Raw genomic sequence first — 14929 nt, forward strand, 5'->3', positions numbered from 1 at the left:
GGTTTTTCCGGTTCTGTTGGTGGCTTTGGTTTTTCTGTCCCTGTATTTTCCGTATTACCATTCTCACCCTCCGTTATAATTGGTGGGTTCACAATTGTATCTGGTTTCTTCTCTGGTGGAAGAATATCACCTATACTCGCTACTGAAGAATCAATATTTTGATCACCGAATGCAAAATGATCTCCATTCACGGTGACTTGTGGCTTGTTATCTGTAATAGCTGCAATCACATTGTCTTTTGCTGTATCTTGAATTGATTTATCTACCGTTTCTTTATCAAAGAGTGCTAGAACACGAGAAGTAGTGTCATCCCCATTTTGAAGATTACTTACAATAGATTTTTCTTTAAAGTTAATTTTTGATTTATCCAGCTCTTCTAGTACATAAGCAACTTCATTATCCTTACTTTGAATTGCATTCTCTGTAATTGCTTCAAAATCTTGTTTGTTCAGATCTTCTTTCTTTTCCTCCGGCTTATTCTTATCTACTTTTTTTGTAATAGCTGATTTACTTTTTGATGATTCCTTACTTCCAAACCAACTGCAACCTGTCATACTTAATATCAATGAACCACCAAGAAAAACAATTCCCATTTTTTTGTACAGATTCTCATAGTTTAAAGGCATATTATTCTCTCCCCCTTAGATGTTCTGTAGATCTTTATCAATTTTTTCAATCTTAACTTTCTTTTCCTCTTCACTTATCGTAGATTGTTGAATATCTCGTTTCTCTAATTCTTTGACCTCTTTCATTACATTTTTATTTCCTTGCGTTTTAGCAAAGGAATAACAATCTTCATATTTTTTTAGATTTACAAAAGCTTCAACAATGAGTTTTTCACGTCTACCGTCCATATTGACTTTACCCTTAAGCTTAATTACCTCCTCATATTTCTTATTAAGTGCTGCTTTTTCAAAGTCGATTACATCATTTTTGACATCAATTTCATTAATTTTATTCATGTTGTCTATCCCAATAAAATAAGCAACCACACTTTCTGCAAATTTCGGTTCATATTGTAAGGCCTTATTTGCCTTTCCATTTAATAAATAAGTAAATAGAACTGCCTTCTGACTATCTTTATCTAATTCTGTGTAATTGACCTTATCGAAGTATTTAACGGCTTCTCCATACTGCTGAATGGCTGCCTGTTGTAACCCTTTTACTACATATTGTTCCGAGCCAGCATTTGCACTCGAAACTGGTTCGGAAGAGAATAACTTAAAGGCAAATATGGCACCAGCTCCAATTAACACCACGCTTCCTATGACACTCGCAATAATCTTAAATCCTTTTCTATTTTCCTTTTCAGGCTTTACTTTTGGCTCTAATTCATTCGATGGACTATAAGGGGGCTCTTCCTTTCTTACTGGTAATTCTTCTTGATATTCATATTCTTCATGAAAAGGAGAATCATTGATTTCCCTTTCTAACGTTTCTAACAGCTCCTTCTTTTGTTCCTCTTGTTCCGGATCTAATTGCATCACATTCATTTTTTTAGAAATGTGATCAAAAATGTGATCTGCATATCTCGAACCAAGTGATAACGTACCGTGATAAATTTCATTGGAATGACCATCTAACAAATCGAAATCAATATGTTCTTGCCGCCCTGCCTCTCTATAAACTCGTTCTAATCGCTTCGTTAAGATATAAGCTTCATGAAACGAATATTGCTTACCCGACTCAATTTCTGTTCCATTGCTACTCTTAAAAATGACAAACATGGCTTCTCCTTTCTTCCATTTGATTTATATTTACTTTCATTTCGATTGATCTTAAAATGCATAGTACACAAAAGAACCTAATACAAGGAAGACAGCAAATAAAAACGCTAATGGTAAAAGGTCTCTTAACAATCTTCCTAAAAAATCAAAAGCTCGCTCAGTTGACACCATACACATGAAAATAAAATAACAAACAGTAAATGCTAACATAGTTATCAGTGTCACGATTAAGTAGAATCCTACTGGATTACTATAAAACTCTTTAAAGGACTGTACGATAAACCCCATAATCCAGCCTCCTTTTTGTATCAAATTCAAATTGTATTAAAATAACTTGCGATTTAATTTCCCTTTAAGAAAAGTCGCATAGGATTTTTCTAATAAATTAAGAAGTTTCGTTAAATCCTTTTCATTTCGGTAACTAAACATTACCCCCTTGGTAAAATCACGGTCTATAACACCGTAAAAAGGTAAAGAAATTATTAGTTTGTTAAAATCAAACTCTGTTTCTTCATAATATATATAGTTATTTACCCTACTCTTACGAATGTACTCTTCTTGAAAAGAATAACGATGTTGGTAAAACTTTGCTTGTAGTGGTGTAGTAGGTATTTGTATAACACCCTCACCTATCATTAAGCACCGTTGATAGAGATGTAGTACAATTTTATTGGCTACAGTAATATTTTTCTTCAACGTAATTAAAACTATATTTTCATCGACTTCTTCAACATTCCAATAAATCAAATTGGGATTCACCAATTGTCTGCACCTCAATTTTTTACAAAATTCAAATTCTAATAAAAAAAGGCAACAAAAAAAGCCATACCCTTTGCATAGCCTCTTCATTGCCTTAATTATATTTTTTCACTATTTCATCCAGAAAAACGGGAATAAGATTTGACCAAATTTCACATTGCTATTTACGCTCTCTGCTAAGTATTGGCATCCCATTATGATAACAAGTCCGGCTGCCCCACCAAGAAACCACCATATACATTTATGTCTTCCTCGTTCACCGCCCCAAATTAGTAGATAAGCGCCCCAGCAAAAGACAATCGCTGTACTAACCATTGCCCCTCTTTGCATCCATGCAATAAATGAATTCCCTGTATTAATTAGACCGTCCATCGCATCACCTAACACTAACATTTGAGATAATGTTTCCAACATTGACATATACATTCACTCCCTTTTCATTTTTAAAAGCTTATACGTTACTAATCTGACTTGATTCATTCGTCTTGCTTTCTTCTTTCACTTCTGTTGATGTTGCTTTATAAGCCTGTAAAGCTTTCATTACTAAATCTTGATTTTCTTCAATGTATTTCTGATGATGTAAATGAAGCCAATGGTTATAATCCTGACCATTGGCTCTTAATAGGTTTGCTACCATATCTTTTTCTTTTTTCAATTCCCTCTGTGTAATCGCCACTATATCACCACCTTTCAATGATTATGTGATTACTTCTGATATTGCTCTTTGCAATTTTGAACAAAATAGGTAACTTCTTTTTCAAGTTCTGGAAGTTTATCAATTGTAAATTTAATCTCTTTTTTTACCTTACCTTTTTCATAATACGCAAGAGTATCCCTTCTTTGCGATAATCCCCAATCATGAGGGTTACTTGTACTTGGAATATCATCACGATTTTCATCTAAACCTTTTACTTCAATCTTTTCTTTTTTAGCTATTTTTTTTACAAGAAAGATCCACTCTTCACTATGCCTCATGTTAGACGTTAGCATAACAAAACCTGTGCCATCCTCACTCATGAACTTCTTCATTTCTAACGGACTAAGTTCCATTACTTCCCCTTTTCCCGAACTAAAGACAAATGTTGAACCAATACCAATTGCAATTAACAGTCCAACAACAGCGGAAATAATCCACCCTTTTCGACTCATGCATGTTCCTCCCTATGTCATATTTTTATAAGCGATTTTGAAGTGTGATGAGACACTTTTAAACTCCAACATCTATCTTTATTTTATAACATTTAAAGGAAATTGGGATAGAAAATGGAAATATCATTTATGGCTGGAATGACGAACCCTGTATTGGCATGCGTATAGAGACTAATCCCGACCTAGCTTCTATATGCCCAATACCGCACTACGTATTTTGGCGTGAACGTAGAACCTTATGTATCTACTGTTGTGATGTTCCTCGCTTCTTCAGAATGTCAAAATGGGATATTCCTCACGAGTACTGACACAAACAGGTCTTTGATACACTGCATTTCCCAGTGGTCACAGATGAGTTTTACGATCTTACTCACCCAACGATAATCGTATACCTAACCCCTCTAGTGACCTTTCGAAGGGAGGCACGCATATATATTGAAAGTCGTATACTATCCTTCTACAACATTACTGAAAGGAAAAGACACGCAATATATATTTAAATTGTCAAAGAGCAACTTACTTTATGCTTTGTGCTATGTTCTCAGCATACTTCAAAATCGCTTTTTTTATTTACATTTTTGTTTTACAGCTACTAATTCCGCATGTTTATTTTTTCGTTTAGCAATTAAGTTCTGATGTTCATCTCTAACCGAGCGCACTTGATAATAAATTTGGGCTACCTTTTCGATGCTTCCTGTAATACTTTCAATTGCGATGGTTCCTTTTAGTTCGTATGTTTTTCCATCAAAAGTCTTAACACTATGAGCCTGTGATGCCGCAATATCATAAAATGTGAGTCTTTGTTCTTTTCCCATATGAACGCCTCCTATTTTTGATAAAGAAGGGAGAAAAACGCATCTCCCTTGTCTAGTTTTCTAGCCATCTAGATAGGATGAAATAGTGAACGAGTGCTTCATATCATGCTAGGATTGTTGTGTTATACGAGGTTATGATGCGTTGCGCTGCCTCTTTTCCGTATATGTGTTGTAATGCGGATTGAGATTCAACTACGATTGAATGCTGAATGTGGTATGTTGCGCTTTCTTTTAAAAACTGCTCCATATGAGGAATCGGGTACAAATCATATTGATGAAATACCAGGTGAATTGGTCTTATATTCTTACATTCTGTTAGATACTGAAGAAATTTAGATAATGCTTCTCCTCTCTCTTGATACGTACTTATTTCCGTTTCTACACTGATGTACACAACGGATTTTTGTTTTAGATCCATTTGTAGCGTTTCATAACCAGTTAATAAATCATGTTTGATGATGCGATACCCTTGTTCTCGTTTTTCATGATGTGTATCTTCATAAAAGATGCCTTTTGGATCAAAAATAAAAATAAAATCATTGGTTGTTTCCTGCACATCTTCTATGACCGATTTGTAAGCTCCAAAACGAGCTTTTATGATACCTGCAACCTTTTCTCCTTCATTCAGTTCTTTCAACGCTCTAATCACCTTTGTATACTTCTTAGCTACGCCTAACATGTATTGCACTCCTTTCTATTTCATTTCCCTCTTCTGACTACTACTGAAACCCAAAATACTCTTTTTGTTCCCCTTGCTTTTCACGTTGATGTTTTTCAAGAATGTATAGCAAAGTGATAGTTAACGCATCCCTTGTTTCTTTTGAATAAAGACCTAGCTCATGGAAGATATGATAAGCTGGATGCTCATTCTCGAGCGAATCCACTACTTCTACCAAGTTCGCTTCGCTCTCATAGATTTTTTCCATGAACTGAATAACTTTCTTCACATCTAGGTAGTATAAGTTTTTATGCCGTTGATCCAAATATAAAATACTTCCTGCTAATAATTTCGTAGCGGACTCTATCCAATAATCATGTTGTTTTAATGGTTTAATTACAGTTTGAGCGATTGAAATTGCTTGCATCAATTCTTCAGACAACCAAGCACTCTTGCGCCGCATAACGCCTTCCCCAGGTTTCCCTAAATTTTTCATTTTACCGACGTAGATTTCTGACATTTCATTCCATCTCCCTCCCGGTTTCTTATATCTTGCTCCCTATCCAAAGAACAACTGTCCAAATGGGAATTACGAATATACATGCATTTCGACATCCAATAGCAAAGCCTAACGGATTTTCATCAATTTCGCTAAAATGAGCTTCATATTCTTTCATACTAAGATTGAGCTTTCTTACGGTTTCTTACTGCAAATACGGCTCCTATTAAGCCAAGTACGACACATGCAAGACCAATCCATTTTATGTATGGATTTTCGGCTTTACCGCCTGTTGTCGGAAGATACGTTTCAATTTTCTTTGGCGTTTGTTCTAGTTGTGGTTTCATAACAATCTGTTGTGATTTCTCTATTTGTGGAATGACAGGTTTTCCGATTACTTGTGGTTGGTCGGTACCTGTGGTTACGGTGCTTCTATTTACTCCGTTTTTTGTGGATGTGGTGTAGGCGGTGTCGATTCCTTCTAATTCTTCACTGTATGTTTATTGAATTCCGAAATTATATTTTAAAAAATAATTATAAAATTGTACCTTTTATAGATTGTTCATTTACAATATAAATGTATAATTATTTTTCGTGAAAATGATTCATTTCAACTTTGCTCGATAATATGTTGCCAAAAAAAGCTTTTCGACTGGTTCTCCCAAAAAATCCGATATACTTTTTGCCCGACTAGAAATTAAACCCTTTCTACCCGACTCAATATCATACAAAGTACTTACTGGAATTTTAGAACCTTTTGAAACCTCATTAATTGTATAACCCTTTGATTCACGAAATTCTCTTAAAATCGTCAAGTGTCTCACCCCCTATATACAGTTTATTAGTCTTTGAGCCTAAAGTCAACACCTTAAGTTCTTATTTTATACACTTTTGGTGTTAAAGTCTTTTTTAGAAATCTTATGTTACTATGCAAAATTATAAAATTGGAGTGATAAATAAAATGACAATCGATAAAAATATTGTGGGGAAAAATATAAAAAAATTAAGGGCTATAAAAGGAGTAAGTCGGAAAGAAATGGCTGAAGATTTAAATACTACATATAGAACTGTATCTAGTTGGGAAACTGGAGAAAAAACACCACGCTTAAATAAATTAGAAGAAATTGCTACTTATTTAAATGTCAGTGTGTCTTCTTTATTAAAAAAAGAAATTCCGGATGAAGACCTCTTAAAAAGTATTAAAGGTGAAGATCCAGTTGAGCGTTTAGCCAGATTACTCTATGAACGATACATGAGTGTACCAGATAAACATAAACCCCGTATTGAAGAGGAATTGTTAAAATATGCTAGTCAATTAAAAGCGCAAGTTGAACAAGAGGAATAGGTAATCTCCTATTCCTCTTGTTCATAGCTCGCACATAACTCCAAAATTTCACTAAAAGTTTGTAAATCAATTGTTTTCACAATCTCTAATAATTCATTTACGCTTAATCCCATTCTTCCCATTGTTGCCCCTCCCTTTTTTGCTTTTATATTGTGAAAAACAACACATTTTTTTCACAATTCCCCGTCTAAGGATTTATAAAACAGTTTATAAAATCACAAAAGACACCGTTCAAAACGATGTCTTTTGTAAAAATATATATTTTAAATAAAATACAGAAAAATTATCCACCACCACCGGGATCGACCATCATTCTATATACCATATACTGATTCCCAGAACTTTTAGCTTTTTGGGAGTACTGTTGTGTTTCCATTTTACCTAGTGAACTATTCACTAAGGTTAATAACAGTATAGCGGCTACTATTGATACATATAACTTTTTCACCATTTTTTCACCATCCCTTGACAACTAAATTATATTTTCTGCATATTTATCATATATTACTTCAGCAAATTTTACATACAAAAAATCATTATTTACTTTAAACATATCAATAGACTGTTTAATTAAATGTATATCTTGTTTAGCCATTCCCAAGTAACAAGTTTGAAGTGGTGTTAACATTTTTCTTTTTGATCTAATTTCTTCAAGTATATTTATTGCTTGTTGATTTTTCCCCTTTTTAATTAAAAACAAAGCGTATTCAGCTGGGTGTAATCTATCGAAATCAATTTTATTTAAATCTTTCCACCAAAAGATTCTAATGAAGTTAATATCATTTAGAGCTATATTGTATTTTAAACTCCCTTTCGCGCCTTTCAATACATTTAACGCTTCTCGAAAGAAATATAAAGATTTTTTATAGTCAGAAAACATATAGTTTTCTCCACTCCTAATGTTCAACAAAGCTTCCATAACAGGGAAGAATTCAATATCCTTATATGTTCTTAATTCACCATTTTCTATTACAAATTGTAGAGAGTTATTTTTTCTTAATATTGAATAACTCCAAAGTTCTTTAACCCAAAATCCGTATAAACTCTTTAAGAAAATATTAGTTACTAATTTATCATCTCTAATATTCTTCTCGATTCTTTCCTTATAACCTTGCATTAATCCGAAATCCCCTAAATCACAAAGAATTAACATACTGAGTATATCACAAAAAATTTCTACATCCACATTAGAATTTCTAGCTTTTTGGATATTCAAGTACACTTCTCTGACATTTTTACCTTTCAAACGATCAATATATAAATTAAATATATCTGCAAATCGTTTCAATTCTACATCCTTGCTCTCTTTACATATTCCAGCGAGATATTCAATTAATAATACGTGATCGTTCAAATGAGCAATGGCAAATGCAACTTTAACATTTATGTTTAACCTATCCTCTAAAGTACCTAAATAATCTATTATTTTTTTTTCTTGTTTATCTTTATCATTTGCAAATATGACATAGGCAATTTTTGCAAATGTATATACGGATATCTCTTTATCCCTGTTAATCCAATTAGAGATAGTAGATTTAGCAACTCCAATTTCTCTTGCGAGATCAGTATATGTTTTGTTTTTAGAAGATAAATAATTATCAAATTCCCTAGATAACTTCTTCATGTATTTTCACCTCGTCTTTTTCACGAATATTCAGAAACGTACATATAAGTAAGAAAATTATACCACAGTACCTAGAAAATTTTTCTTGCTCAATTGTTAAGTGAATATTCTGATATTTAATTGAAAACAAATGTGAAATACTTCAATTTTTGCACCTATTCTTCAAATATGAACTTAGAGTGTTGATATTATGTACATACAATTGTAAAATAAAAATAAATTACCTATGAACGAAAGTTTTTTAGAAAACAAAAAATAAAACCCCACCGCCCAGTTTCAAATTGGCTTCTAGTTTGGCGACCGGAACCAATTTAAAACTTCTAAGATAGGGTTTTAATTCACACTATAAATATATGTGTTTCTCTTTAGTATCATACTTGATATTAAAATTATATCATAATGCATATACATTGTGAATATAAAACCGTTGTTTTTCCTTTTTATTTGCGGTGGGAAAAATAGGAGGTTTTTTCAGTGTTGTTGCGAAACTTTTTGCTTAGTCGAGCAAAAGCGGAACTAAGTCCCCACATTCATCACTTATCTAAAACTCCTGGAGCTATCAATCAAGAAATCAAGAAAATAATTTCTTATATCGATAGTATTGTCCTAGAGTGTGAAGGTGCTACCACAAAAGATTATCTTACCAAAAGGAAATACGAAGCTTTAGAGACTGTTTTATCTTATTTAGTACAAGAAGGATATAGTCAAGTTAGACAAGAACACATCAGCAAAAAATCTGGAATTTCAAAACCTATTATTAATTACGTTTTTAATTGGCTGCAAGATTTAGGAGTATGCCAACAAATAAAGGTAAGACGGCATGGAAAGATCGCCCCCTCTGTTTACATCTTAACAATACATAATAACTATTTAAAGATTGTTGAATATTTCAAGATAAAATGGGCTGTAGCAATTGATGTTTGTGCTACTTTTACTAGATTTTTAAAGAACAAAATTAGTAAAAAGTCTGATGTAACAGATCTTGAATTTATGCAAAAAAACAATTTTAAACCTTCACCTTCCTTAGATTTCTTCGGCATTGAAGAGCAATCAAAACCTGCTGTCAATCATGAGAAACAAGGAAAAAATAATAGATTACAAGACTTAAATGATTATTTGAGTGAAGATCAGAAAAGAGCGTATTACTACATTTTGAGTCAAGAGCTAACATACCTATCTGAAAATGATGCGTATACAATTGCTTTAAGATTGCCACCAGATATTGATCGCTACACAAGATGGGATTTTGAAGAATGTGTGCAATGGTTCCAGTTTAATAAAGCTGAAAACAGTAATCCTGCACATTTCATAAAAATGTTTAATCAAAAATCTAAACAGAAGCAAGAACGTAGAAAGCGTAATGCACAAAATACAAGCTCACTCTTAGATACAACTAATAGTCATACATTTGTTTTCTATAATTTTTTAGAAGAACACGATTAAAATCAAAAAAATCCAATTACAAATAGCCTTGCTGAAAAAAAACATATACAGCAAGGCTATTTGTAATGTCTTCCTATAGTTCTTTATAACCTTATTGGTCTTCAATAAAATAATTCATAAATCATATATATTTTCTATGTACTATAATTTTTTCTTTTTAATTCAACTATAAAATTTAAACCTTATGAATCCAGTATATTCAATTATTATTTACTAAACTATTTACTTAGAAATTTACTAAGCAAAAATCTCCAATACCTTGATACAATAACTATTATGGCCCAAATATTAATTCTAATGTTTTTATTTATTTTAATTTCTAAAACAAGATTTATTAAATATAGTACTTTGCATCTATTTGTAACTTTTTAGGGAGGCTTAGCATATTTTCTAAAAGATTCCCTAATTTTTTATATAATTTGGCATAATTCATATTTTAAACAATCGATTAAAATATGATTCTATTAGTTATGTCAATACAGTGGTCTTTTGTTATTCATCAAAATTGATCAATAATATTGAATTAATTTTGATGAATTATCTATGTTCTTTAAAATCTTCGTACTCATTGATTTCACTCTTTAAAAGGTATAATAGCTTATTTCACGCACTGTCTTAACAACTGATTTCATTATACAAGCGTCTTCGTCCCCCTCTTCAACTATTGTACAATCTACATTTTGTTCTAACATCTGTTTTATTACTCTTAAAGACTCTTGAAATCCTTCACCCTAATTACTAGTAAAATTAATAAACGTCTAGATAAATCTATTGCCCCCCTTTTCATCTTCCTATACACATCTACATTTCATATCAAATTTATGATGTATATTATTCAGAAATCTGGTCCATACTAATACAAATGAAACTTCAAATTAAATTTTTTTAGCTATAATTATTTAATATTTAATTAATATATTTCATCTCCCAATATCCTCATTACTTTTACTTGTAAAAATAACCCTGTTCGAGATTCAAAACCCAACAAATAATATCAGCATCTTTTAAAAATCCAAACAACCCCTATGCAAGATTCTATACAACAATAAAACGCTACTTTAACGCATAGCGTTCACATAAAAAAAGCTTTTTATTTGCTTTTTAGGCATATGTACTATAAAAACCGTACATAATTGCTAATTCTATTAATGAAAACTTTGATTCTATTGCAAATATCTAGTAAAATTCTTATATCAGCAACAAACTTCTAATATTAATAGTTAGTTTTAAAATAGTTTCCTATGTACATTAATGTTGTATAAATACTTGTTCACTTCCAACAATGAACGCTATTAGAACGAATAGCGTTCATTATTGAAAAAACATTAACGCTAGATGTATAGACTGACTTAATATATAAGTATGTATACAAACAAACTGATATGAGTACAAATGATTAGATGGCTGCCTATAAAAATTTCTACTCTTAAAGGAAAGATCTTTTCAAGAACGAATCAATATCTAACATACAAATAATGGAGGTGTGAAGTTTGGAATATGGATATTTTGCACAAGAAGTAGCAAAACAACTAGATATAAACACCAATACACTTCGCAGATGGTCAATTGAACTAGAAAAAATGGAATATATATTTGAAAGAAATGAGCGTAATCAACGAATTTACTATGAGAATGATATAAATATCTTAAAGCAAATGAAAGAATACTTAAATCAAAACTGGAAACTAGAAGAAGCTGCAACAAGAAGCATGGAAAGCATGGAAAATACTGAAGAGAACGCTCAGAAAACGGATAGCGTTCATGAGGAAAATGAAGTTCAAGTAACGCTCAGAAAACGTTCAGAAACTGATATTTTGATGATTCAAGAAAAATTTTCTCACATGCTTGAGCAACAAGATAAAATTGTACAACAAAACCAAGATATCATTAAATTGTTATTACAAGAACGCTCAGAAAAAGAAGACAAAGATCTACAGATTCAGTTATTACAAGAAAAACTGGATAAAGCAATTGAACTATTAAATGAAGATCGCCAAGAACAGCAAGATAACACCAAAAAAACGTTCATTCAACGTTTATTTAATTTAAATTAAATCAGATATACGTTTTTTATCAAATATATCTAATTGAGCAAAAAAAAAGCGGTAGCTACCGTTTTTTTTTGCTCATCTTTACAACACGAATATGTAGTTTTTTACAACTTGTGTTACTAATCCTAACTAGAATAAATAGCCTGTGATACATGATGCTATTATAAGGGTTGATTAATTACATAAACTTTCTACTAAAATCATCAAAAAGCATCATGTCATTGGTAAAGAATACTTATAATTCAGTGGTATGCTCAAAAATAGAAAGTTTGTAAAAGCGATTAGTGACATGTCTTGGTCACAATTTCAAACAATGTTGAAATATAAAGTAAAGTGGTGTAGTGAACAATTAGTTGTAATATCTAAAACATTTGCTTCTAGTCAATTATGTTCCAATTGCAACTATAAAAACATAGATGCTAAAAATCTAAACATTCGTGAGTAGGATTATCCTTATTGTGGCACACGTCATGATAGAGATCGTAACACAGCGCTCAATCTTAGAAATGAAGCTAAACGTAAGAACTATCGGGATAGCCTACTGAATTAGAAACCGTTTGGCTTCTGTACTTAGGTATCCATTACCTCAAGGATACTAAGTACCCAGTTATCCAATATATTTTTCTTAACATATCTTATTGGACCTTTCTTATGGATTCCAAAAACTCTCTATATCGCTAATAAAAACATGTTAATCCTATTTCCTAAAATTAGTTAAGTGTTTACTTTGTCAATTTTTAGGGAAGATTGACAAATCCTCTAATTTCTTAACCACATAATAAACCTGTATAGGAAACTCCATGCTTTTTCTAGTCTTCTTTAATTCATTTTGCCAGACTAAATTTTTTCATATAAATGTCATCAATCACAGCATTCATTATTATTAAATCCTATGCGTTATAAACGCTATTATTAAAGGCCATATCTTTACTTCTAAAGTTACATTATGTCGTCCTTAAAGGAAAATCACTATATTTATGCACTGAATCTCTAATGAACGCTATGCGTTCATTAGTTACAAAACGTTAAATTAACGTTTTGTAAGCGCTCATATCGTTTTTTTATTGTATTAAAATACTTGCCATCTAATATCCTTACAGATCGTTTCACGTTCAAAACACTAAACACAGAAAATTTTCCATTCTTTAATTTGTTAGGCCGCTATCACATAGCTCCTAGGCCTTTTAGACGATTCTTATCGCTCTTATAATTTAAAACTTTGCTAATAAGATATGTACCATAGGAAGAACACGCCAATTAATGTCTATATTTCCGTAATCATACTTTGAACATAGTCTACTAACATCAACTATTTTTAATTTAGCAACTACTTTATTTCATACCACTTGCTTAAAATACTTTATGACATATATAGCATAGTCAGGGTCGTTATTATAACGTTCATTATTTAGTACAACCTAGAAACATACAGCTTTATTATGGACTATTAATTGATACACCCTATCAGATTTTATATATTGCTTTAACATAAATTATATCCTTTAAACAACTCAGGATATTGATATTAAAGAGGTAAACGCCAAAAAAACGGGTAGTGTTCACATGAAAAACACTCAATAACACTTAAGTTAAAAAAGATTTTAGCATAATCACAACTACTTATCTCTTTGTCCTGCCTTATGGATTCCAAAGATACTTCATATATCTCCAGCCTACTTTAATAAATTTATCAGATTTTATTTGTTATATTAAGCTTAACATTAACTTAGGATAAATCTTAAGATTTGTAATAATAAAAAAGCACCATACCATCGCAGCGTTCATTATTACTAATTTATACGCGTTATCAACACTGTTAAATAAGACATATCTATCCTAAAGCCACATTATACGTTTAGATATAAATATATCTAAACGTATAATATTAATGTACCGAATTCCTCGTGAACGCATAGCGTTCACGTTTTACGAACCGTTAAATTAACGTTTCGTAAGCGTTCATTTTTTTATTCCTACAGTATTAAACATCTTGCGCCTCAAACAGCCTGTAAGGATGTTTGGAGACGCAAGATTACTAAATAAAAAGACACTCCATTTCTTATTTGTTAGGTGGCTATTCTCGTAATTCATATACTTTATAAATAAAATACTTCGTTCTTATGATTTAAACTTGTGTTAATACCTTTATCATAATGTGTGTTATAAGAATGAAACTCTCATGAACATCTATAACACGGCTAAAATTAGGAGATTTCTTGAAATACGCCCTTGGAAGATTATGCTTTGCTTCTTGCAAGTTGATCCCTGTTTAAAGAATTTAATACGATATATTTTTACTTCATTTAGTTGAAATTGTTTTTATAACATTTAGTACTAGTTATAAAAACAATATATTATATTATAAGAATTAAATAATATATAGAATACTAATTTATATATAGATATATTTTATTTTTATCATTCAAATGGAACAAAACATCATATGAATACTTATTTTATTTATTCATACATCTGTTAGTTATAACGCTCTTTAAATAACTCCTAACGTTGTAGTTAAGGGATTAGTCGGTAAAATAACGGATAGCGTTCACGTGAAAATAAACACTAAAATAACACTTTGATAACGTTTAGATTCTCCAAGAATCCCGATACCTTAAAATATTCACTTAACCTTTATAGATTATAGTTAGGATCAATAATTTAAATTTATAACGTCTTCGATTTGGTAACATCATTTAAAAGCATAGTTGCTTAAAAGTAGCATTCTCAAAATTATTGCATAAATTTTATCAATCTCTGACAAAGAACTATTTCCTCAAAAATGTGAACGGGATAGGTGTATGCCAATTGACGTAAGCCAAAATGCTTGGCTTGTTATTATATAATTGTAGATATTGC

Annotated in this window: 14 protein-coding genes and 3 pseudogenes; 4 read left to right on the plus strand and 13 right to left on the minus strand. The window is 31.3% G+C overall.

The annotated features are described in order from the left end of the window. The 12 genes and pseudogenes from DN401_RS24420 to DN401_RS24475 all read right to left on the minus strand — a co-directional run. A pseudogene (locus DN401_RS24420) lies at positions 1-626 on the minus strand (hypothetical protein); the annotation flags it as partial. 15 nt (positions 627-641) lie between these two features. After that, a complete protein-coding gene (locus DN401_RS24425) occupies positions 642-1727 on the minus strand; it encodes a hypothetical protein (RefSeq protein WP_149287995.1) in 1086 nt (361 codons plus the stop codon). A gap of 51 nt (positions 1728-1778) precedes the next feature. After that, the gene (locus DN401_RS24430; RefSeq protein ID WP_097854448.1) at positions 1779-2015 is read right to left on the minus strand and encodes a hypothetical protein; all 237 of its coding nucleotides are present in this window, start codon (positions 2013-2015) and stop codon (positions 1779-1781) included. Positions 2016-2051: 36 nt separating this feature from the next. Further along, positions 2052-2474 (minus strand): hypothetical protein, encoded by a 423-nt coding sequence (locus tag DN401_RS24435; protein WP_255481401.1) that lies wholly within the window; start codon positions 2472-2474, stop codon positions 2052-2054. Positions 2475-2597: 123 nt separating this feature from the next. Further along, positions 2598-2906 carry a hypothetical protein gene (locus DN401_RS24440; RefSeq protein WP_149287997.1) on the minus strand — a complete coding sequence of 103 codons (309 nt, stop codon included), beginning with the start codon at positions 2904-2906 and terminating at the stop codon, positions 2598-2600. A 31-nt stretch (positions 2907-2937) separates the two neighbouring features. Then, the gene (locus DN401_RS24445; protein ID WP_149287998.1) at positions 2938-3162 is read right to left on the minus strand and encodes a hypothetical protein; all 225 of its coding nucleotides are present in this window, start codon (positions 3160-3162) and stop codon (positions 2938-2940) included. 29 nt (positions 3163-3191) lie between these two features. Continuing rightward, entirely contained in the window at positions 3192-3635 is a 444-nt protein-coding gene (locus DN401_RS24450; RefSeq protein WP_025966419.1) for a hypothetical protein, read from the minus strand. A 566-nt stretch (positions 3636-4201) separates the two neighbouring features. Continuing rightward, the gene (locus DN401_RS24455) at positions 4202-4450 is read right to left on the minus strand and encodes a hypothetical protein (RefSeq protein WP_149287999.1); all 249 of its coding nucleotides are present in this window, start codon (positions 4448-4450) and stop codon (positions 4202-4204) included. A gap of 103 nt (positions 4451-4553) precedes the next feature. Continuing rightward, complete coding sequence (locus tag DN401_RS24460) at positions 4554-5129, minus strand: TraM recognition domain-containing protein (RefSeq protein WP_087966545.1); 576 nt, start codon at positions 5127-5129, stop codon at positions 4554-4556. A gap of 40 nt (positions 5130-5169) precedes the next feature. Next, the gene (locus tag DN401_RS24465; protein WP_087966543.1) at positions 5170-5628 is read right to left on the minus strand and encodes a type IV secretory system conjugative DNA transfer family protein; all 459 of its coding nucleotides are present in this window, start codon (positions 5626-5628) and stop codon (positions 5170-5172) included. A gap of 158 nt (positions 5629-5786) precedes the next feature. Continuing rightward, positions 5787-6109 (minus strand): annotated as a pseudogene (locus DN401_RS24470) (LPXTG cell wall anchor domain-containing protein); the annotation flags it as partial. Between the two features lie 103 nt (positions 6110-6212). Beyond that, positions 6213-6422, minus strand: a complete 210-nt coding sequence (locus tag DN401_RS24475) for a helix-turn-helix domain-containing protein (RefSeq protein WP_071714091.1) — start codon at positions 6420-6422, stop codon at positions 6213-6215. Between the two features lie 146 nt (positions 6423-6568). Here DN401_RS24475 and DN401_RS24480 point away from each other — a divergent pair, with 146 nt between their 5' ends. Next, entirely contained in the window at positions 6569-6952 is a 384-nt protein-coding gene (locus DN401_RS24480) for a helix-turn-helix domain-containing protein (RefSeq protein ID WP_000151002.1), read from the plus strand. Positions 6953-7424: 472 nt separating this feature from the next. Here DN401_RS24480 and DN401_RS24485 read toward each other — a convergent pair whose 3' ends face one another. After that, positions 7425-8576: an AimR family lysis-lysogeny pheromone receptor gene (locus DN401_RS24485; protein WP_149288000.1), complete on the minus strand. Its 1152-nt coding sequence runs from the start codon at positions 8574-8576 to the stop codon at positions 7425-7427. Between the two features lie 474 nt (positions 8577-9050). On the opposite strand from DN401_RS24485, the gene DN401_RS24490 reads away from it, so the two are divergent. The 3 genes and pseudogenes from DN401_RS24490 to DN401_RS24500 all read left to right on the plus strand — a co-directional run. After that, positions 9051-10019, plus strand: a complete 969-nt coding sequence (locus DN401_RS24490; protein ID WP_149288001.1) for a Replicase RepFR55 — start codon at positions 9051-9053, stop codon at positions 10017-10019. Positions 10020-11509: 1490 nt separating this feature from the next. Then, positions 11510-12073, plus strand: coding sequence for a MerR family transcriptional regulator (locus DN401_RS24495; protein WP_149288002.1), 564 nt, complete (start codon positions 11510-11512; stop codon positions 12071-12073). Between the two features lie 175 nt (positions 12074-12248). Continuing rightward, positions 12249-12620: pseudogene (locus tag DN401_RS24500) on the plus strand (RNA-guided endonuclease TnpB family protein); the annotation flags it as partial. Positions 12621-14929: the final 2309 nt, after the last annotated feature.

The organism is Bacillus sp. BF2-3 (assembly GCF_008368795.1).
Lineage (GTDB): Bacteria > Bacillota > Bacilli > Bacillales > Bacillaceae_G > Bacillus_A > Bacillus_A cereus.